Here is a 21938-nt window from a genome sequence, read left to right as displayed (position 1 = left end):
TGGTCAATGACGATATCTTCATCTAGATGACTAACCACCAATGGGTCAATCAAAATTGTGATTCCATCGACATTAAAAACTTCTTCATCGTTTACCTGCTCAACCTGAGCAAGTTCGTACTCATAGGTGGCACCTCAACCAGTAGTTCGGATTTCAAGAAGTTTAACAGTTGGCTCATCACCAAGTTGGTTTAGAAGATGCTGTCTTGCATCTAGTGTAAATGTAACTTTCATTTTTATCACCTCACCCTAATAATACCCTTCCTTTATCAAATTAATCGAGAAAATAATCCTAGGAAAACCATGGGGACGGTTCCTTGTGGACCTAAAAACTGTGAAAACCGTTCCCTAATTTTATGGATTAGTCGACCATAGTCCAGCACTTTTTAGTACCACTCTTGGATGAAGCTTTAAGCCTGATACAATCAGGTCCGCTAAATCTTCAGGATGCATGACTTTTTCTGGGTCGCCGGTTATCAGATTGGTATTGTAGGCCAAGTCTGTAGCAACTGTGCTTGGTGTCAATGCGGTCACTCGGATATTATGTTTTCTTACTTCGAGCATAAGTGATTCTGTGAGTCCTAGAACAGCAAACTTAGAAGCGCTATAGGCACTTGTAAGAGGGGCTCCTTTTTGGCCGGCAGAAGATGAAATGTTAACAATATCCCCAGATTTTCTTTCAATCATCCCAGGCAAGACCGCTCTAGTAACATTATAGACACCCATTACGTTTACTCGAATAATGCTTTCCCACTCTTCGGGGGACAGCTCTAAAAAGCCGCCAAATTTAGCAATGCCTGCGTTATTAATTAAAATATCAATAGACTCTAGGTCTGATTGGATATGCTCTACCACGTGTTGAACGGATGTAAGATCGGCAACATCGGCCGCTGCTGCAGAAACATTGACATCGTATGAAGCTAGCTCAGCTGCTACTTTTTCAAGGTTAGACATATTTAAGCCAATTAATCCTAGATTTACTCCTTCTTTGGCTAATGCAATGGCCGCAGCTCGGCCAATTCCTCTGCCAGCTCCTGTAATAATCGCGTTCTTCCCTTTTAGTGAAATCATCTGTACACTCCCTATGATTACGATTGAGGTATTGCACTGGTATTATCTCCATATTTTTTAAATACATGACATTAAGCTATACATAAGAATTAAAATTCTGCACAAAATAATAGGGTTAGACTGGGGGGGAACTTATGGAATATAAGAAGTATTGGGATCTCATCTATCAGAAAAATACTGATGTAAATGCTCTTTATTCAGATTACTGGAAAGAATTTTCCCATTTAGGAACGTGGCAATTTTGGGTGGTTTTAGCTTTACTAGTCATTCCTCTGCTCGTTTTGTTTTTTACAGTTGACCGAAAAAGGATATTTGAGTTGTTTTTCTTTGGTTATACGATACATATTCTCTGGACTTATATTGATATCGCGCTTGGTAGAAACGGTTACTTTGTACACCATTACTTTTTAACACCCAGTTTGCCAAACGCAGCCAATATGACAGCTTCTGTGCTGCCAGTTGGTTTCCTACTTCTTTATCAATACTGTACGAATAAACAAAAAAACTTCTATTTATATACATTGATTGTAAGTGCATGCTTTGCTTTCATTTTTGCTTCTATTGAACAATATATGGGGTTTGTAGAATTTAGAAAAGGAATGAATCAATTTTACCTTTTCCTTATAGATATAGTCATCGTAGTTAGTTCATATTGGTTTACAAAATTTATTCTAAGAGTAAAAAATGGGGGCAATTCCTAAAGTGTAGCTTACCTAAGAATACTAGTAATAGTAATGATAGCAGTACTTTGAAAATTTGAAGTCTATAATCTTAGAAACGACTAATCCTTTGTAGATTAGTCGTTTCTAATTGATCACATTGCTTCATTGTAAAAAACGTATTCTCTAAAAAATACGGGCAAATCAAGCAGTGAAGGGAGTTCAGCAAAAGTCCCTTTTTTCTCCATATCTATATCCACAATATTGTAGCTCCACTCGATTTCAGATGGAATATGAATCGCATTTATGCCTAATTCTAATGCGGGCAGTATATCTGTTTTAAGTGAATTGCCTATCATCCAAATGGAGTTCTTATTAGCAGGAATCTTATTTAAAACCTTTTGTAAAGCTTTGTTGTTTTTATGTTGAGAAATAAACACTCTATCATCAAAGTAAGCTCCTAAACCTAATTGAAGAATCTTTCTGCTTTGGTTTTTTACATCGCCGCCCGTGAATAAGTAAAGTTGATGGCCGTCATCTTGTAACTTGTTCAGGACATCATACATATGTGGAAAGGGCTCCACTTCCCTTTCAAAAACATTGGTTCCAATCCTTCGTACTTGTTCGATTTCATCTGCCTTTATTCCCTTACCATACTTTTGACAAAAGTAAAAATAGGTGGCCACAAGCGATTCAGTAAATTTTTCCGAAAGTAAGCCGTATATCTCGACACCTTTTAAATCGATTTCTAATTGCTTTTGTTTTATTTCTTCTTCGGATGGTGCTTTTACCCAATTTTTTATTTTCTTAGCGAATTCGTTTTTAGCTTTCTCAAAGTATTTATTACAGTGGATTAGAGTATCATCCAGGTCCAATATTAAGGTTTGTTGATTCATAACCAATTCCCCCTTAATTAGTGGTGTAACCTAATTATATGGGTAATCATGATATCAATGATAAAAACAGCATTTCCCATTTTAAAATTGGTTCTTATGTATGAACCATAGTGTAATACATCATTTTTTTGGATTAAATCATGTCGGGTATTATATCCTAGAACTCACATATAGCGTGTTTTATAAGGTTAGACACATGCATTTTTTCCACCGTTTTCTAAATGCTCGGCGTTTAAGCATAGAATCCTAATGAATAGAAAGGCAAAAAATAGTAAATAAATTAACAGGTATGATACGATATAAACCTAAAAGGGTAAATACATATCAATTGTAAAGGAGAATGGAGCATGAACTTTGTAACTCTAAATAACGGGTTAAAAATGCCGCAGCTAGGTTTTGGTGTTTGGCAGGTTCCGGACGACCAAGCGACAGAGGCAGTATCGATCGCTTTAAAAGTTGGCTACACCTCTATTGATACCGCAATGATTTATAAGAATGAAAAAGGCGTGGGTAGAGCGATTGCTGATTCTTCACTTCCTCGTGAAGAGTTATTTATTACAACGAAGGTTTGGAACAGTGACCAAGGCTATGAAAAAACCTTACGTGCATTCGATGAAAGCATAGAAAGATTAGGACTAGATTATGTTGATTTGTATTTAATACACTGGCCAACTCCTAACTTTGATCAATACGTTGATACCTATAAGGCGTTAGAAAAGCTTTATCACGATGGCCGTGTGAAGGCAATAGGAGTATGTAACTTTGAAATTGAGCACTTAGAGCGCATTTTAAAAGAATGTGAAGTTGTGCCTGTGCTGAACCAGGTTGAGTGTCATCCATACCTGGCTCAAAATGAATTAAAAGAGTTTTGTGCCAAACATAATATCTTTCTAGAAGCGTGGAGTCCTCTTGATCAGGGAGGAGAAGTGCTGCAGGACGAAGTCATTCAAAAAATTGCTGAGGCTCGTGGCAAATCTCCAGCTCAAGTTGTACTCTGCTGGCACTTACAAAACAACACCATCGTCATCCCGAAATCCGTTACACCATCAAGAATCGAAGAAAACATTAACGTATTCGACTTCGAACTAAGTGCGGATGAAATGGACCAAATCAATAAACTAAACCGCAATCGACGCAGAGGATCACATCCAAACGACATGCATGTTCGATAAGCCGTGGGAAGCCGCGGGGACGGTTCTTCTGGTCTAAAAAGACCATGAGAACTGTCCCTGTCGACGTGAAAAGGAATCCATTCTTACTGGAACGGATTCCTTTTCATTGGGATTATGAATTTTTAACATTAATAGAGTAGATTAATTCATCTTCAACAGCCTTTATGACTTTCCCCGTATCTTTAAAACCAACTGATAAATAAAGTTGTTTTGCTTTTTCATTTTCAGGACCAAAGCATATAAATAATTCTTCACACTGGTATTGATTCACCATTTCTTGAATGACTAAGAGTAATGCTTGCTTACCATAGCCATTTCCTTGAAACTTGTAATCTATCATAATTCTACATATTTCATAGCCAGAAAGTTCTTCCGAATACCCATACATGGTAAAGCCGATTGGCGTGTCACCTTGGTAAATCGCCTTCACTGTCCAATTCTCTTCTATGCTGGCTTGCGCTAAGGATAAACAATTTGAGGCAATCGTTTTCTCGAATACTCTGTTTTTTTGATCTTCCGCACTGCTCATTCTGATAATATCCAACCAGTTTTGTTTATTTACTTCTTTTAAAATGATCATTTCATTTCCCTCTAATCTAAATTTTACAAATCCTTTAATAATTCTCGTTTTGGGTGAAAATTACCTTCCGCATTTTTCGGCAAATTATTCTCCTGAAAAACATCGATATTCATCTTCTAACACAATACAATGATTTTATAGGGAGTCGTTTGGGCTGGAATGCTGAATGTGGCGGTACCATATACAACAAGAAGGTTTCGGTTGGCAGGACTAAGTGTAAAGGGCTGGTCGTTTTGTAATAGAATCGGAGTATAAGGAGAGAGATTCAGTCGTAATTGACCATCACTACTTACGAGCTGACTGTTAAAGTAGTCTACCTTTACATTTTGATAAGGGTTATTTTTTACGATGATGAGTGCTTGATATTGTGGCGGGTATATAAGGATAACGGGTACATTGACATCATAATATCCCGTTACAATGTCTCCCACTGAAACTACTACACGGTCTAGGAAATAGGTGGTTGGACTTATCACGAAATTTATGATGGAACCATCTTCTCCTAATAAGGACATTAGTTTAAAACATCCATTTAACTCCTCATCAGAACTTACAAAATGATCCTGGATCATGGTAACTGTACCAGAGAAAGAAGCGTATTTCTTCATTTTTTCCCCTCCATTATGATGATTCATGAACGAAAACCAATCCTTCGGAAACTTCGAGTGGCGAGAGCGTATACTATTTTAATTACATTCAGATGGCCTTATAAAATTTTATGACACTGAAGTTTAGATATTACATTATGAAGTCCAGTAAAAATGATGGTCGTCACCGTAAAAAGGAGTAGGTTATGTTTAATTATTATTCTAGGACAAATATAAATCAGCCAAGTATTGTTGCGTTTGCACGTGGTGATGTTACGGGGGATACAGTACCTGATACTGTCTATTTAACCGGAATAAAGACTCCAGATAGTCCATTTACTCAAAATATCACTCTGCATGTTCAAGATGGAAGGACTGGCGGGGTGAAAAGTGTTCCGCTGCGTAAAAATGCCGGCTACAATCCTGCGATATTTTTAGGAGATTTTACTGGCAATGGAGTAGAGGATATTTTAATAAGTATTGCTACAGGCGGCAGCGGGGGAATCATGTATCATTACATTTATTCCTTTGTGGAAAATAATCCGCAATTGCTATTTGATTTCAATGTCTATAATCAGCAGTATCAATATGAGGTCACGTATCAAGACCATTATAAAGTGGAGGTAGTGAGCAGGGTCAATAATAAAAAGTACTTGATTGATATTTCATTAAGAGATGCTGACTATTTAAACGAAATCTATGATGCAAACGGAAAACTGAAAAGCCCGATTACTGGTTTTGTAAATCCGTTAAGCGGCTTATATCCTGTTGATTTTGATTCTAATAAAGTGTATGAGCTATTGGCGTATCAAAAAATTGCAGGAAGATATAATGCAGATTCTTTAGGGTATGTTTTGAACACATTAGGATGGAACAATAATCGGTTTGTTTTACAAAATCAGAATGCAGCTATTTACGGGTATTAGAATAGCAGGGGAGATGTATTTAAATTAATCGGCCGGAGATATTCGAGGTTATTCTACCTTGCCTATTTTCGGCTTTTTAGATTGGTTTTGGAAATAAAGAAACTACAGTAATATAGCCCAAAAGTACGCCAAGACCTATACATTATCAAAAAATGGAAATTGAAAAGCGTTTGCAATCATAGCAATCTCGTTTATAATACTTGTATACAAGTATCCTTGTATTACAAAAAAGAAGGTGAACGAATGATAGAATCAAAGGAATTTCATTATCCACAAAAGTTTCTTTTAAAAGCTTCGGCTGGTGAACGTGTAGCATGTGAGCTTAGAATGCGTATTATTTCAGGGGTAATTGAAAGCGGCACCATCTTATCTGAAAATAAAATAGCTGCGAATTATGCCGTGAGCCGGTCACCTATTCGTGAAGCATTAAAAATACTAGCTTCTGAAAATCTCATTCGTTTAGGAAGAATGGGTGCCGAGGTGATTGGGTTAACTGAAAAAGAAATACAAGAGATCTATGATGTTCGCCTGCTCATTGAAACGTTTGTGTTTGAACGGATTATTAAAATGGATACAGAAAAACTAGCAAGAGAGCTTAGTAAAATACTAGAAATGATGAAGGTCGCGATAAAATATCGTGATGCAGATGAATTTGCCTTACAGGATGTCTTGTTTCATGAAAGTATTATTCGGTCGATTAACCACTCCTATATGCTGATGATTTGGGATAATCTAAAGCCTGTTATGGAATGCTTAATTCTTTTGTCGATGCGGTTGCGTGTAAAAGAAGAATATGAAGACTTTACAAGGGTTATTAGAAATCATGAGATTTATATAGAAGCGATTGAATCCAAAGATCGAAACCTCATGCTTGAATCACTGCATCTAAACTTCGATGACGTTCAAGTTCAAGGAACAGTAGATGACCTATGGATGTCGCAACAAATGCAAGCTAAAGGAGCTGTACAAAAAAATGACTAACTACATGTTAGGCGTTGATATCGGTACAACCAGTACCAAAGCGGTATTATTTACGGAAAAAGGGGAAGTCATTCAGGTAGAAAATCATGGATACCCACTTTACACACCGGATATGTCGACAGCTGAACAAGATCCAAATGAGATTTATCAAGCTGTGTTACAAGGGATTTCCGCTATAACAAAACGTCATTATGATAAAAAGCCCTCCTTCATTTCATTTAGCAGTGCGATGCATAGTGTCATTGCGATGGATGAGAACGACCAGCACCTGACACCATGTATCACCTGGGCGGATAATCGCAGTGAAGCTTGGGCGCATAAAATAAAGGATGAGTTGAACGGACATGAAGTCTACAAAAAGACTGGAACTCCGATTCACCCGATGTCACCATTAACCAAAATTACGTGGATCACTCATGACACTCCTGAGATCGCTGTCAAAGTGAAAAAATATATCGGAATTAAAGAATTTATTTTTAAAAAGTTCTTCAATCAATATGTAGTCGATCATTCCCTTGCCTCATGTATGGGCATGATGAATCTGGAAAACTTGGATTGGGATGAAGAAGCATTACTTATCGCCGGTGTGACGCGTGATCAATTATCTGAACTCGTTCCTACAACGCAAACTTTCACCAACTGTGATCCTGACATCGCCAAACAACTTGGTATCGATCCACAAACTCCTTTTATCATCGGTGCCAGTGATGGCGTCCTTTCTAATCTCGGCGTCAATGCGATTGGAAAAGGCGAAATCGCTGTCACGATTGGGACAAGCGGTGCGATTCGAACGATTATTGACAAGCCGCAAACAGATGAAAAAGGAAGAATCTTCTGCTATGCGTTAACGGAAAAGCATTGGGTGATTGGCGGCCCGGTAAACAATGGCGGAATGGTGCTTCGCTGGATTCGGGATGAATTTGCTTCTTCAGAAGTAGAAACCGCAAAAAGACTAGGAATTGATCCGTACGAAGTATTAACCAAAATTGCAGAACGAGTAAGGCCAGGGGCAGATGGGTTGTTATTCCACCCCTACCTTGCGGGTGAGCGAGCGCCATTATGGAATCCAGACGTACGCGGCTCATTCTTCGGTTTAACACTGTCACATAAGAAAGAACATATGATTCGAGCAGCGTTAGAAGGAGTTATTTACAATTTATATACTGTTTTTCTAGCCTTAACGGAATGTATGGAAGCTCCTGTTACCCGAATTCAAGCGACGGGAGGCTTTGCAAGGTCGGAGGTTTGGCGGCAAATGATGTCCGATATCTTTGAATCGGAGGTTGTTGTTCCCGAAAGCTACGAAAGTTCCTGCCTGGGCGCTTGTATTTTAGGGCTTTATGCAACAGGAAAAATCGATTCATTTGAAGTTGTTTCTGACATGGTTGGCAGTACATTTACACATTCACCTGAAGAAGCTGCTGCAAAAGAATACAGGCAATTGCTGCCAATCTTTATTCACTTATCAAGAGTATTAGAAGAAGATTACTCAATGATAGCCAATTATCAACGAAAGCTTACACCACATAACTAGAACAATCACGGAGGAATTAACATGCCATTAGTTATCGTCGCGATAGGAATTATCGCCTTACTTATCTTAATCATGGGTTTGAAACTAAACACCTTTATTTCATTAATTATCGTATCGTTTGGTGTTGCGTTAGCCCTTGGAATGCCATTAGAAGAAGTGGTAAAAACTATTGAAGCCGGATTAGGCGGAACACTTGGTCACATTGGTTTGATTTTTGGACTTGGAGCGATGCTTGGTAAGTTAATCGCTGATTCAGGCGGTGCGCAGCGAATTGCGATGACGCTTGTAAAAAAATTCGGTGAAAAAAATACACAATGGGCAGTTGTTGTTGCCTCATTCATTATCGGTATCGCGTTATTCTTTGAAGTAGGTTTAGTATTATTGATTCCAATTGTCTTTGCGATTTCAAGAGAATTAAAAGTTTCTATTCTTTCACTTGGTATTTCGATGACAGCCGCTTTATCTGTTACACACGGTTTCTTGCCACCGCACCCAGGACCAACAACGATTGCTGGTGAACTTGGTGCTGACATTGGGGAAGTATTACTTTATGGTTTCATTGTTGCTGTCCCTACTGTTATCTTAGCCGGGCCAGTTTTCACAAAGATTGCGAGAAAACTTGTACCAGAATCCTTTACTAAAATGGGCAGCATTGCCTCATTAGGTGAACTAAAAACATTTAAACTCGAAGATACACCTAAATTCGGTATCAGTGTTTTCACTGCTTTACTACCTGTTATTTTAATGTCGATTGCAACGATTATTACTTTGCTTCAAAAAACGATGGGCTTTGAAGATAATTCCGTATTAGCTGTTATCCGATTTATCGGTGATGCGGGTACGGCGATGTTGATTTCGCTATTATTTGCTGTTTATTCAATGGGTATTGCAAGAAAGATTCCGATGAAGGATGTTATGGAGTCTTGTCAACAAGCGATTCTGCACATTGGTATGATGTTATTAATCATCGGGGGCGGCGGTGCCTTCAAGCAAGTATTAATTAACGGCGGCGTAGGTGATTATGTAGCGGAATTATTCAAAGGTACTGCTATTTCGCCGATCATCCTTGCATGGACGATTGCAGCCATTTTACGTATTGCATTAGGATCTGCAACCGTAGCGGCATTAACAACAGCTGGTTTAGTGATTCCGATGTTAGGTCAAAGTGATGTTAACCTGGCACTGGTCGTTCTTGCAACAGGTGCAGGAAGTGTTATTCTGTCACACGTAAACGATGCTGGTTTCTGGATGTTTAAAGAGTACTTTGGCTTAAGCATGAAAGAAACATTTGCTACTTGGACGCTGCTTGAGACGATTATTTCAGTAGCTGGTTTAGGATTTATTTTACTACTAAGCTTATTTGTATAAAACTTTCAGGGCAGTATAACCGCGAGATATATGGGGTTCTACTGCCTATTCATCTTAAATAAAGGGAGTAAAAATAAATGGTAAATACAATTGGTGTTATTGGTTTAGGAGTTATGGGAAGTAATATCGCTTTAAATATGGCGAATAAAGGGGAACAAGTGGCTGTTTATAATTACACAAGGGATTTAACGGATCAGCTTGTAGAAAAGCTTGATGGACAGAGCATTACTCCTTATTACGAAATACAAGATTTTGTACAGTCTTTAGAGACTCCAAGAAAAGTCTTTATGATGGTGACTGCCGGCAAAGCAATCGATTCGGTGATTGCGTCGTTAGTCCCGCACCTTGAAGAAGGCGACGTGATTATGGATGGCGGTAATTCCCATTACGAAGATACAGAACGCAGATACGATGAGTTAAAGTCTAAAGGAATTGGGTATTTGGGAATCGGGATTTCTGGCGGCGAGGTGGGTGCATTAACGGGACCTTCAATCATGCCGGGCGGAGACCAAGACGTCTATGAAAAAGCAGCCCCTATTCTTACAAAAATAGCAGCTCAAGTGGATGGTGTTCCTTGCTGTGCCTATATGGGTCCAAAAGGTGCCGGTCACTTTGTAAAAATGGTACATAACGGGATCGAGTATGCTGATATGCAGCTCATCGCCGAAGCTTACACATTCTTACGTGAAAAATTGGAGTTGCCACTTGAGGAAATTGCCGACATTTTTGATACCTGGAATCAAGGTGAGCTGAAAAGTTATTTAATCGAGATTACGGCAGAAATTTTACGAAAAAAGGATGAAATCACAGGTTTACCGCTCATTGATGTGATTTTGGATAAGGCGGGCCAAAAAGGCACTGGTAAGTGGACCAGTATCCAAGCTATCGATAACGGCATCCCAGCATCAATTATTACAGAGTCTTTATTTGCCCGATACATCTCTGCATTAAAAGAAGAACGAGTACAGGCACAATCAATCCTAACAGGCCTTAAGACTGAGCAGAACCAATTGGATAAAAACGAGTGGATTGACTACATCAGGCAGGCTTTATATATGGGAAAAGTATGCGCCTACGCACAAGGATTTACTCAATATAAAATGACGTCCGAAAACTTCGGCTGGGAATTGCCGTTAAAAGATATTGCGCTGATTTTCCGCGGCGGCTGTATCATTCGTGCAGAATTCTTAAATGTCATAAGTGAAGCCTACTCAGCAGATCAAAACCTAGCTAATCTATTAATCTCTCCATATTTTGCTGAGAAGGTGATTGATTACCAAATGGGCTTGCGAAAAGTAGTAGTTGAAGGAATCAATTCAGGCATTTCATTTCCATGCTTAAGTGCTTCTCTTACCTATTTTGATAGTTATCGAAGAGGCAACTCAAATGCTAACCTGCTCCAAGCACAACGTGACTACTTCGGAGCACATACCTATGAACGCAACGATCTAACAGGAGTCTTTCACACAAACTGGTAAACCGTGGATGTGTTTGAGACACCAATTGTATAGATGCTCCTAATGGACCATAACTTCTTGCTTTAGATAGACTATAGGACCCATTCTGGCTTTTGCCGGAATGGGTTTTTATGATTAATTCCAGCATAAGACATACCCGTTGTAAGTTTTTTCTAGTAAGATAAAATCGACAAATTATTGTCATATGTTGTAATCTATTTGTTATACTATTGTGTGTATTGTGGTAAAATATACCTTTTTTAGAAATGTTAGGGACTAATGTTCCGTACACCGCCAATGAATTGCTAGATAGATAATTTACTAGTTTATACCCATATTTTAGGAGAATTATAAGGTAATGGTTTGAATACTTATATACAGTTTGAATACTTATTTACATAAGGAAGGTAAGAGGATGGAAGTCTTAACTGCAGTATATACAGATATAGGAATTTCGAAACAAACAAATCAAGACAGCTTATGTTTAAAGGTTGCAGAAACTTCTCACGGCATGGTTGTTTTAGCACTCATCTGTGACGGAATGGGCGGACTTTCTAAGGGCGAAGTGGCCAGTGCCTCTGTAGTCAATACTTTTTCTGATTGGTTTGATGAGGAGCTGCCAGCCTATCTTGCTAAAAATGAGCTTAGTAACATCCAGTATCGGTGGGAGCAGCTGATTCAAGAGCAAAATCAGAAAATAGCTGAATATGGCAGGAATAATAATGTTCAGCTTGGAACAACATGGACAGCCTTGCTTTTAATAGATTCTAAGTTCATGTTGATAGGTCATGTTGGGGATTCAAGAGTTTATCGTATACAACATAAACTTGAGGTTTTAACGGAGGATCAAACAGTCGTAGGAAGAGATGTCAGAAGTGGAGTGTTAACTCCTGAACAAGCCAAGTTAGATCCAAGAAGGAATGTTCTTTTGCAGTGTATCGGTGCATCAAGAATAGTGGAACCACAGTTTATTCAAGGTACACCTGTTCCAGGTGAAGTATATATGCTGTGTTCGGACGGTTTTCGTCATATGATTACGGAGAACGAGATTTATCATTCATTTTCACCACAAGTTTTGGTCAATGAAGGTGTTATGGAAGAAAAGGCAAAAGCATTGGTAGAACTTAATAAGCAAAGGAAGGAAACTGATAACATCACGGTGCTGCTTATTAAAATTTTGTAAGGATGGGGATTTCTTTTGGCTGCAATAGGTTCAGTAATAGAAGGTAAATATGAAATATTGAAGCTGATTGGAGAAGGCGGTATGTCAAAGGTTTACTTAGCCATGGACAAACGCTTGAACAAACAGTGGGCGGTAAAAGAGATTGAAAAAAGGGCTAGAGATGAACATAACGAAGTGGTCATTCAAAGTGCGATTGCTGAAGCACATTTGATAAAAAAGCTTGATCATCCCTCATTGCCGCGTATTGTAGACATTATTGATCAAAGCAATGTTATTTATGTCATTATGGATTACATTGAAGGCGAGCCGCTGGATCGAATTTTGAAAACATATGGGGCGCAGCCGCAGGAAATTGTGATTGAATGGGCAAAACAGCTTAGCGAAGTGCTGGATTATTTACATACATATGATCCACCTATTATTTATCGCGACATGAAACCGGCCAATGTCATGATGAAACCTGATGGAAATCTAAAATTGGTAGATTTCGGAATTGCTAGAGAATACAAACAAGAAAATATAGCGGATACTGTTAATTTGGGCACAAAGGGGTATGCAGCGCCTGAACAATTCGGTGGAAAAGGTCAGACGGATCCAAGGACCGATGTATACTGTCTGGGTGTTACACTGTATCACTTGGTAACGGGACATAACCCAACAGAGCCGCCGTATGAGTTACGCAGGATCAGGGAGTGGAATCCGCAATTATCTGGCGGTCTTGAGAAAATAATCCAAAAGTGTACACAGCTTAACCCGGAGGATCGCTATCAATCTTGTGCCGAGCTGCTATATGCTCTCCATCATTATGAAGAAGAAGATGATGCATACCGGGCAAAACAAAAGTCGAAGCTTCGCACTTTTAGTATGGTTGCTGGTGCGGCTCTATTGAGCTTAGGTGTAGGAATATCTGCCCAGGCGATGAAAAATCATACAAATAATGCAGATTATGATAATAATATTCTGATGGCGGAGAAAGCTGCCTCAGATCAGAGTAAAATTGACTATTACTTAAGAGCCATTGATATAAAACCAACTGTGAATGATGCCTATCTAGGATTAATGGATGCCTTTAAAAATGATACGGCTTTTACCGTAGAGGAAGAAGAGCAATTTAAGAAAAAAATTAATCCTCATTTAGCACAATTCCGTGAAAATCCTGATTATGGTGACCTTGCCTTTGAAGTCGGAAAGGTGTATTGGTATTACTACGATTATGGGAAAAGCGGTGATAGTGACAATGGAATTACCCGGATGAAGAGCTCCGTTCAGTGGTTTGAAGATGCTGTTACATATGGCAGTAAAGATCGGAATTATTACGGAATGGCTAACGTCTACCGGGATATCGGTAAGTTCAATCAAGATATCACCCTTCACATTGAGGAAGCATCGGATAAGGGAAAATATAGCCCATATTGGAAAAATATAAAGGAATTGCTAAAACTGATTGAAAATAGTCCGGATGAAAGTGAAATTGTAAAACTAGAACTCTATAAATTGACTATGTACTCGATCGAAGCCTATGCTAGGAAATTTAAGTTGGATGGGATTAAGGAAGATGATATCTCTTCTGTCATAGAGTCTGTGAAAAAAAGTACAAATAATGTTTCAGTTACCACAGACAAAACACAACAAATAAAAGATGATGTCATCAATCGTTTTGGTGTTACAGAAAAAGCAGTTAATAACGCATATAGGAATCAATAGGGGGTACTACAATGGATGCAACAGCATGGTTAATCATTTCCATCATCGGGTACTCCCTTGCAGGAGTATTGCTAATTATAACAATTGTCCTATTTTTCAAGATGCATATACGTGCTATAATTTGGGATTTGACGGGCAAAACAGCAGCCAGGCAGATTCAGGAAATCCGGGAACAGCATAAAATGAACGGTACTAAACGCTCACAGCCTAACGTCCTTAAGGGAATATTCTCCAGGCAGTTAGCATCACGGTCAGGCTGGCTGGGAAAGACGGAGGAAACGTCTCGACCATTACCCGTTCATAAGCTGCCGGCAGAAATGATGGCTGAAACAGAAATTTTAACAGACCCAGAGGCAACTGAAATCCTGTCGGAAGATTCAGAAGTATTGGTGAATGGGATGGCTGCAACGGAATTATTGCTTGATGAGAGTGAAGTTTTAAGAGACAAGCAGGGAACTACCCTGTTATCAGATTCCTCTGATGAGGCAAACATTCCAGCAGTTGGTTTTAAGAAAGTAAAGGACATCAAAGTCACCCATTCCAGCGAGGTTATCAAGTAAAAAAACGACTTCATACTGTTTTACAGTCGTAGAGAGAAGGAGAGAGAGAGAGATGTTTAGGAAGAAGTCAAAGGTCACACGCATCTTGGCCGTGATTTTGGCATTCATGCTGGTCCTCCATAATCTACCAGTTATGGCCATCACAAATGATGCGACACAACAAACCGAAGGGTCAACACTAGAACCAGTGCTAGAGCAAGTGCCAGAGACAGTGCCAGAACCAGCGCCAGAGCCTGCACCGGAACCAACGCCGGAACCGACACCGGAACCGACACCAGAACCAGAACCAGAGCCCACACCAGCACCAGAACCTGAGAAAGTTACCTATAACGTAACAGTATATCAGTCTGGTTCGGGGAAGGTTGAAATCAACAGCTCTGAGTACACGAAACCTGTTTCAGTGGTGGAGGGTGAAGATGTTGAAGTAAACATTATCCCAGAGGCAGGCTATGAAATTCGCTCTGTCACCATTGGCGGTAAATCTAAAACAGTTTCAGACAAAGGGAAGTTCGCAGAAACCATCCCTGCTATTTCTAACGATACAAGTATTAGAGTTGTATTTGTTAAAAAGACCTATTTCATTACATATGACGCCTATCGCAACGGTACGGTAACGGGAAGTACAGGCAAAGCTATCAGTAAGTACGGCGGAATCAACACTATTCTGCCTAATACTGATGCATCGTTTACTGTTACGCCAGATACTGGTTACCATATCGATAAAATTACCATTGATGGTGTTGAGATTAATCTTAAGACTGATGTAAATGGTACACTAACGGGCACCGGATATGCGTACACATTTAAAAATGTGGATGACCACCATAGGGTTAACGTCAAATTTGCGATTAACACGCATACGATAACCTTTAACTATAATCGTGATTTAGGTGATATAAAAGATGTTGATAAGAATGAAACCATCACTTCAGACGGCGGAAGTATCACAGTGGAATATGGTTCAGAACCGTCCATTCTTATTAGCCCGAAAACAGGATATCATGTTAAAAGTGTTAAAGTTGGTGATAAAGAGCTTTTAAAACCAACAGAAGTGACTCAGTCTACTGTAAAACGTGAGTTTAAACTTCCAAAAGTAACAGAAAATCAAAGTGTGGTCGTGACTTTTGAGATTAACACATATGAAGTGAAGGCAGCTGTAAAAGGTGGTTATGGGGAAATTACACCTAGTACGAAGGAAGTAACGCATAACGGTGACGTGACTTTTACCATTACACCACAAGATTCCTCCTATCAAATTGCCGCTTTAACTGTTAATGGAAAACCTGTCGATGATTATACTGAAAACAAAGACGGTGAGCGTGTTACCTACACGTATACATTAAGCGATATTCAAGGACCTGCTGATATAGTGGTCGGCTTCGAAGGTGTGCGGGTTTTAGAAGGAACTTGGGAGAAATACGTTGCTATTACACCTGCATCAGGGCATTTAGTTGATTCTTATTTTGACAGTGAAGATAATCAAGTTCTTGTTTACTCAACAGATGCAGCTGTAGAAATAACACCTAAAGCACCATACGACCAAGTAGATATTTCCCGATCCTTTGTGGATTCCGTTTCCATCAATAGCTCCACTACTATAAGTAAGATCATTGTACGATCTTCTGCCGGAGTGCCAGGATTAATTGGAAATAAAAGGGTGGAGGTGGATTTGCCCGGCGATTTAGTGATCGCTTTTGATAAAAAAAGTCCTACTGTTCAAACTCCTTCATTAGACGGACCAAACAAGGAAACCATAAATGACTCTTTGTGGTTCAGTGACGCTGTTTCCGTTTCGTTCGGGATTGATAATGCCAAGGAGTCTGTGGGTCAGATTGATTACTCTTCTGACATAGCGAATGTTTATTATCGTAATATGGCTGATCCTGATGATAAGGGAACGAAGCTGGAAAGTAAAACAGGTGTTTACTCTTTTAAAACAGTAGACGCTGATTATCAAGGTCAATATAAGATTTGGGCAGAGGATAAAGCAGGAAATGTTTCTGCTGAACAAATCGTCCCTATTCATATTGACAAGACCAAGCCGAAACTCGCACCAGGACAGGCCGTTACCATTGAAAAAATAAATGATAGCATAGCAGCTGAAATCATTTCTTTCCTTACGTTTGGAACTTTCTATAATAAAGGATTGAAAGTGACTGTTAAGGCAAGTGATGAGGCTTCAGGAATTAAAGGTATTTCATTGCTAACCAGCGATGAAAAAGTCGTTCCCAAATTGGTGGATGGCAGTTTTATCAACAATGGCTTAACCGCACAAGCGTCATTCATCATCGATGAAGAAAGCTTTAACGGAACGCTTAAAGCAACGGTTACTGACAAAGTGAACAACCAAGAAACATATAAGGTAACTAGTAAGAATTCGAATATCAATCCTGATGGTAATGGAATCATTATGATTGACCGAAAAGCTCCTAGTGCCGAAATACATGTAAATCATAAAGAAAACGTAACTTCCTATGTCCGTGAAGATCAAACGGAGTTTTATAGCCAGGATGTTCAGATAGGTGTAAAACCATATGATGCTGATGCTGGTGTAAATGCCGTTACTATTGATATTAACAACGAGAGACATTCAGATTATGATTTTTCGACAGAAAAGGAAACGCAAAAAAGCCCAACACTTGCTCCTATAGCTACAGAAACTACAGCAGGTGAGCATAAAGCATACGATGTTTCTGTAAATGTGAAGGATCATGCAGGAAATCAAAGTGAAGAAAAAACGAAATCAATTGTGATCGATAAAGAAGTTCCAACGCTTGCCCCTGGCAAATCAGTTACTGTTGAAGAAATTAGCGAATTAGATAGCTTAATGAAATTCTTGCCATTTGGAAGTTTCTTTACGAAAGGATTCGAAGTTACCGTAAAAGTCGAGGATCAAGCAGCTGGGATTAAACATGTTGCCCTTGTTACGAATCCGGTAAATCCAGATGACGAGAAAGTAGTCCCGAAGTTGGTTTCAGAAACCTACAGTAACGACTCTTTAACAGGTGAAGTAACGTTCAAACTGGATGTCGAGAGCTTTGAAAGACATCTTGCAGTAGAAGTAACCGACAATGTTAACAATAAAAAGTCTTATGCTATAACAAACGGAAACTCCAATATTCCCCAAAAAGGGAAAGGGCTATTTATGATTGACGGAGTTGCTCCTTCTGCTAAAATCAATGTCACTCATGGAAAAGATGTGGATTTTTATGAAGGTGTTCATGTTTCAACTGGGGAAACCACTGAATTTTACAGTGAAGATGTTCAGTTAGATGTTGAGGCAAATGACCCGCATTCTGGTGTTAATAACGTTAGTATTGATATTAACAATAAGGAATACAAGAAGTACGATTTCTCAAGCCTTAGCGAAAGGCAAAAGAATCCAGCGATTGACCATATTCAAACAAGTTCACTTGTGGAAGAGGGAAGATTATTCAATGTCTCTGTCGAGGTAGAGGATAATGCAGGTAACACGAATAAACAAGAGGTCGTAAAGAGGACTCTTTATATCGACGAAATCAATCCAACCCTTGCAAAAGGTAAAGACTCGGTTCACTTTGAAGTGGTGAATGAGAGCTCCATTGCTAAATTCTTAAATTACCTTACATTTGGTACGTTCTTCAATAAAGAAATTAAAATCACTGCCAATGTTAAGGACGATGCTTCCGGAATTAAGGATATCGTGTTGATTGCTGCCCAAGAGGGAACAGATGATAAAAAGATTATCACTCCGGAGAAAGTCGAAAAGGACGCTTTGACAGCAGTTGCAGAGTTTAGGTTTGATGCATCAAGCTTTAATGGTACATTTTCTGTCGAAGTGACAGACAATGTAAACAACAAGAGTGAGGTACCATACCTCGTTACCTCTGCAAACTCAAACATTGCGTCGGGTAACAGCGGAGTAGTCTTGATTGAGAAAAATAAACCTGCTGCAGCGATTACCGTTTCTCCTGAAAATGGACGCAATCCATATGTGGGTATTGAAAAGACCACTGGTAAGGAAACGGAATTCTATAGCGGTGTTGTAACGTTTAATGTGAATGTTGAAGATACCGATTCTGGTATAAATGCGGTTGTCATTAAAGTGAATGGAAAAGAAATTCTAACAGAAGCAGATAAATATAAATATTATTATGACGCCCTTGCAGAAAAGCAGCATCATCCAAAAATCGATTCTTTTAGTACAAAACAACTCTTTGATATGGGTATTCCTGTTAATGAGAATGGTTCATATGATGTTTCTGTTGAAGTCATTGACAATGCAGGAAACTCTCATAAACTAGAAAAAACAATTTTTATCGATAGTAGTGACCCTGTTATCTCTGGTTTCACTTTTACAGCTGATGGTGAAAAGACTGGTATTCATGGCGAGCTTAATGACATTATTGAGCTGGATGACTATGGTTACTACTTCAAAAAGTCCACCCAAGTTACAGTAAAAGCAGAAGACCCAGATGTGCCAAATGAGGCAGCTACGCAAGTAAAATCGATGATTATTTATTTACAAGATTATGAGACTGGTAATTTCTATGCCGTACCAGCATCAGGTCCAATTTCTCTAGTTGAAGAGTCAGAAATTGCAAATATTGAGCCAGTTTTAACCACAAGTGAAGTAACTTTTACTGTTCCAGCTTCATTTAAAGGGCGGATTTTTGCAAAGGCCATTGACCATGTTGATAACATGGGAGAGTTTGAAACACCAAAAGGTGCGATTATAGAGGATAAAGCCAAGCATGATAGTGAAAAAGAACATATTACGTTCGATAGACAAAAAACAACCTATAAAGATAATAAAAATTTAGACCTTTATAGCCATAACGTTCCTGTAAAGTTAAGTGTTAAGGACACTTACTCAGGTCTTAGCAAGGTTGAATGGTCGGTTACCGCTCCAAACGATAGGGCTCAGAATCAGGTGGGAAATACCACTGAAATTGACCATGAGAAAACCTTTAAGAAGGACAATAAGATTGATGGGTGGCTTGTAACCAAGACAGATAAGAATCTCGTTCAGGAAATGACCCAAACGATTCATGTTAACAATGACAGTAATGGTATTGTCGTAAAGGTAAAGATTACAGATCGTGCAGGAAACACTTCGGAGGATGAAATTACCTTCAGCATTGACAAGACACTTCCGACGATCAAGGTTACGTATGATAACAACACAGCAGATCCTCAACATGCTGATTATTTCAAAGAGAATCGTACCGCAACGATTGTGATTACAGAGCGTAATTTCAAAGCTAGTGATGTGGTTCATTTGATTACGAACAAAGATGGTGCAGTTCCAGCTTTATCAGGTTGGAAAACCGCGGTCAATAATGCGGATCCAAATAAAACGACTCATACTGCAACCGTCAGTTACACAGCAGACGGTGATTACACATTTGATATTAACTATCGTGACAACGCCCAAAATGCTGCGGCCCCAGTTGCTCAGGATAAGTTTACAATCGATAAAACGAAACCGGTTATAAATGTATCGTATAACAATAACACTGCTGCCAACGGAAATTACTATAAAGCTAGCAGAACGGCAACCATATCGATTACCGAGCATAACTTTGAAACTAGTCGTATTAAGGTGACAGGCACCGCAACTGATAATGGTAGTGCAGCAGCCTTTCCTGCTGTAAGCCGTTGGACTACAAAAGGTGATGTTCATACAGCAACCATCCAGTATTCTGGCGATGCAAAGTACAGCTTTGATATAGAGTATAGTGATATGGCAGGAAATGCCGCGGATGATTATGCAAGTGATACATTTATTGTGGACCAGACGGTACCTGAATTAAAGATTACAGGCGTTCTTGACCAGACAGCCAATAATGGCGATGTTATTCCCGTAATCTCCTATTCGGATACAAACTTTAATAAAAATAAAGTAAGCATTAGCTTGAAAGGGTCAAACAGAGGTTCAGTTGCTTTAAATGGAAGCTACAGTGATGCAGCCAACGGTCAGGTTTATACGTTCAAGAACTTCGAAAAAACGAAGGAAGTGGATGACCTTTATACATTATCCGCCTCTCTTACAGACTTGGCAGGAAACGTATCAACCAAAGAGATTACTTTCTCTGTTAACCGTTTCGGTTCTGTTTATTCCTTCGAAGAAAACTTGAAGAGTATTGATGGTAAATTTGTTCAGAAAGAAAAAGATGTCATTGTAACGGAAACAAATGTTGACAACTTAAAACCCGAATCCATTACGATAAAAGTGACTAAGAATGGGACACCAACTGACTTGGTGAAAGGGAAAGATTTCACCATAACAGAAACAGGCGGAAAAGGTAAGTGGAGTCAATATACGTATGTGGTCAAAAAGGAATTATTTACTGGCGATGGCCGCTATACTGTGACAATCTACTCAGAAGATGCTGCTGGAAATATCAATGAAAACATTGATGAAACGAAAAAAGCAGAAATTTCATTCGGTATCGACAAAACGAAACCGGTTATCGTTCCAATCGATATTGAAAGTGGCGAACAATATCCAGTGGACAACAAAGATGTAACCATCTCCATAAAGGATAACCTGGTTCTTGAAGGTGCAGCCATCTACTTGAATGATAAAAAAGTAGAGCACCAAGAAAATGGGGAGAACTTCACTTTCAGTATCCCGAATTCTAACGAGAAACAAGAGGTTAAGATTGTTGCTGTCGATGCGGCAGGAAACGAACTTACAAAAGGAGTTAATGAGCTAATCGTATCAACCAACTTCTTAGTTCGCTGGTACAACAATACACCGCTGTTCGCAGGATCTCTCGGAGGGATAGGTGGATTAGGTATTGCACTAGCAGGACTTTTTGTCTACCGCAAACAGAAAAAACAGCCAGTAGAAGAATAGTATACAAAAAAGAAATGCACTCGAATTCAGTTTCGAGTGCATTCTTTTAATTTTTGGCTGTGTTAAACGCGAATGTTGGTATTGGCACTCTGTTGATTTGCGCGTAAGGCACGAAGACTCCTGCGGGAGGACGGGTCTGGGGAGACCCCGCAGGCGCTTTAGCGCCGAGGAGGCTTCCCGGACCGCCCGCGGAAAGCGAAGTGCCTGGAGTGCAAATCAACAGACCATTTAACACAGCTTAATTTTTTCTTCTCTAGCCTATTAAAAATGTAATAGGAAAAATAGTATAGTGAAATAAAAATTCATGGAAATAACTAGGAGTTCGGGACTAGAGACATGAGAATGTAATAATACTATAATGTACTTATGCATTTTGGTTGCTTAGGAGGGTGAATGTGGATAAAAAAACGTCCGTGC

15 protein-coding genes are annotated in these 21938 nt (G+C 39.2%); 11 read left to right on the top strand and 4 right to left on the bottom strand.

The genetic code is table 11. The features are described 5' to 3' along the window. Positions 1-353: 353 nt before the first annotated feature. Positions 354-1070: a 3-ketoacyl-ACP reductase gene (locus H0184_RS03895; protein ID WP_221821366.1), complete on the bottom strand. Its 717-nt coding sequence runs from the start codon at positions 1068-1070 to the stop codon at positions 354-356. A gap of 134 nt (positions 1071-1204) precedes the next feature. Between H0184_RS03895 and H0184_RS03890 the strand changes: the two genes are divergently transcribed. Next, on the top strand, positions 1205-1771 hold the full coding sequence (locus tag H0184_RS03890; RefSeq protein ID WP_221821363.1) for a hypothetical protein: 567 nt from the start codon (positions 1205-1207) through the stop codon (positions 1769-1771). Positions 1772-1884: 113 nt separating this feature from the next. On the opposite strand, the gene H0184_RS03885 is transcribed toward H0184_RS03890, so the two are convergent. Then, the gene (locus tag H0184_RS03885) at positions 1885-2625 is read right to left on the bottom strand and encodes an HAD family hydrolase (RefSeq protein ID WP_221821360.1); all 741 of its coding nucleotides are present in this window, start codon (positions 2623-2625) and stop codon (positions 1885-1887) included. A gap of 347 nt (positions 2626-2972) precedes the next feature. Between H0184_RS03885 and H0184_RS03880 the strand changes: the two genes are divergently transcribed. Then, on the top strand, positions 2973-3797 hold the full coding sequence (locus H0184_RS03880; RefSeq protein ID WP_221821357.1) for an aldo/keto reductase: 825 nt from the start codon (positions 2973-2975) through the stop codon (positions 3795-3797). A 112-nt stretch (positions 3798-3909) separates the two neighbouring features. Here the strand turns inward: H0184_RS03880 and H0184_RS03875 are convergent, their stop codons facing one another. Together H0184_RS03875 and H0184_RS03870 are read right to left on the bottom strand one after the other, a co-directional pair. Further along, positions 3910-4377 carry a GNAT family N-acetyltransferase gene (locus tag H0184_RS03875; RefSeq protein WP_221821354.1) on the bottom strand — a complete coding sequence of 156 codons (468 nt, stop codon included), beginning with the start codon at positions 4375-4377 and terminating at the stop codon, positions 3910-3912. A gap of 116 nt (positions 4378-4493) precedes the next feature. Beyond that, positions 4494-4985 (bottom strand): hypothetical protein, encoded by a 492-nt coding sequence (locus H0184_RS03870; protein WP_221821353.1) that lies wholly within the window; start codon positions 4983-4985, stop codon positions 4494-4496. 185 nt (positions 4986-5170) lie between these two features. Here H0184_RS03870 and H0184_RS03865 point away from each other — a divergent pair, with 185 nt between their 5' ends. From H0184_RS03865 to H0184_RS03825, 9 genes are all read left to right on the top strand, one after another. Further along, the gene (locus H0184_RS03865; RefSeq protein ID WP_221821351.1) at positions 5171-5890 is read left to right on the top strand and encodes a VCBS repeat-containing protein; all 720 of its coding nucleotides are present in this window, start codon (positions 5171-5173) and stop codon (positions 5888-5890) included. 243 nt (positions 5891-6133) lie between these two features. Further along, a complete protein-coding gene (locus H0184_RS03860) occupies positions 6134-6871 on the top strand; it encodes a GntR family transcriptional regulator (RefSeq protein ID WP_221821350.1) in 738 nt (245 codons plus the stop codon). Beyond that, positions 6864-8405, top strand: a complete 1542-nt coding sequence (gene gntK, locus H0184_RS03855) for a gluconokinase (RefSeq protein WP_221821348.1) — start codon at positions 6864-6866, stop codon at positions 8403-8405. The genes H0184_RS03860 and gntK overlap by 8 nt, the downstream gene beginning before the upstream one ends. A 21-nt stretch (positions 8406-8426) precedes the next feature. Continuing rightward, a complete protein-coding gene (locus tag H0184_RS03850; protein ID WP_221821346.1) occupies positions 8427-9773 on the top strand; it encodes a GntP family permease in 1347 nt (448 codons plus the stop codon). Positions 9774-9850: 77 nt separating this feature from the next. Next, positions 9851-11251: a decarboxylating NADP(+)-dependent phosphogluconate dehydrogenase gene (gene gnd, locus H0184_RS03845; protein WP_221821344.1), complete on the top strand. Its 1401-nt coding sequence runs from the start codon at positions 9851-9853 to the stop codon at positions 11249-11251. Between the two features lie 394 nt (positions 11252-11645). Next, positions 11646-12413: a PP2C family protein-serine/threonine phosphatase gene (locus tag H0184_RS03840; RefSeq protein ID WP_221821342.1), complete on the top strand. Its 768-nt coding sequence runs from the start codon at positions 11646-11648 to the stop codon at positions 12411-12413. A gap of 15 nt (positions 12414-12428) precedes the next feature. Next, a complete protein-coding gene (locus H0184_RS03835) occupies positions 12429-14117 on the top strand; it encodes a serine/threonine protein kinase (RefSeq protein ID WP_221821340.1) in 1689 nt (562 codons plus the stop codon). A gap of 11 nt (positions 14118-14128) precedes the next feature. Continuing rightward, positions 14129-14677 (top strand): hypothetical protein, encoded by a 549-nt coding sequence (locus tag H0184_RS03830; RefSeq protein ID WP_221821338.1) that lies wholly within the window; start codon positions 14129-14131, stop codon positions 14675-14677. Positions 14678-14729: 52 nt separating this feature from the next. After that, a complete protein-coding gene (locus H0184_RS03825) occupies positions 14730-21521 on the top strand; it encodes an InlB B-repeat-containing protein (protein WP_221821336.1) in 6792 nt (2263 codons plus the stop codon). The last annotated feature ends 417 nt before the right edge of the window (positions 21522-21938 follow it).

The sequence above is a fragment of the Neobacillus niacini genome (genome assembly GCF_019749295.1).
Taxonomy (GTDB): domain Bacteria; phylum Bacillota; class Bacilli; order Bacillales; family Cytobacillaceae; genus Neobacillus; species Neobacillus niacini_D.
Note: the sequence above shows the minus strand (reverse complement) of the source record. Positions and strands in the feature narration are given on the sequence as shown.

Coding starts and splice junctions, on each gene's coding strand:
- H0184_RS03895 (WP_221821366.1), bottom strand. CDS start 1,070: ATGATTTCACTAAAAGGGAAGAACGCGATTATTACAGGAGCTGGCAGA.
- H0184_RS03890 (WP_221821363.1), top strand. CDS start 1,205: ATGGAATATAAGAAGTATTGGGATCTCATCTATCAGAAAAATACTGAT.
- H0184_RS03885 (WP_221821360.1), bottom strand. CDS start 2,625: ATGAATCAACAAACCTTAATATTGGACCTGGATGATACTCTAATCCAC.
- H0184_RS03880 (WP_221821357.1), top strand. CDS start 2,973: ATGAACTTTGTAACTCTAAATAACGGGTTAAAAATGCCGCAGCTAGGT.
- H0184_RS03875 (WP_221821354.1), bottom strand. CDS start 4,377: ATGATCATTTTAAAAGAAGTAAATAAACAAAACTGGTTGGATATTATC.
- H0184_RS03870 (WP_221821353.1), bottom strand. CDS start 4,985: ATGAAGAAATACGCTTCTTTCTCTGGTACAGTTACCATGATCCAGGAT.
- H0184_RS03865 (WP_221821351.1), top strand. CDS start 5,171: ATGTTTAATTATTATTCTAGGACAAATATAAATCAGCCAAGTATTGTT.
- H0184_RS03860 (WP_221821350.1), top strand. CDS start 6,134: ATGATAGAATCAAAGGAATTTCATTATCCACAAAAGTTTCTTTTAAAA.
- gntK (WP_221821348.1), top strand. CDS start 6,864: ATGACTAACTACATGTTAGGCGTTGATATCGGTACAACCAGTACCAAA.
- H0184_RS03850 (WP_221821346.1), top strand. CDS start 8,427: ATGCCATTAGTTATCGTCGCGATAGGAATTATCGCCTTACTTATCTTA.
- gnd (WP_221821344.1), top strand. CDS start 9,851: ATGGTAAATACAATTGGTGTTATTGGTTTAGGAGTTATGGGAAGTAAT.
- H0184_RS03840 (WP_221821342.1), top strand. CDS start 11,646: ATGGAAGTCTTAACTGCAGTATATACAGATATAGGAATTTCGAAACAA.
- H0184_RS03830 (WP_221821338.1), top strand. CDS start 14,129: ATGGATGCAACAGCATGGTTAATCATTTCCATCATCGGGTACTCCCTT.
- H0184_RS03825 (WP_221821336.1), top strand. CDS start 14,730: ATGTTTAGGAAGAAGTCAAAGGTCACACGCATCTTGGCCGTGATTTTG.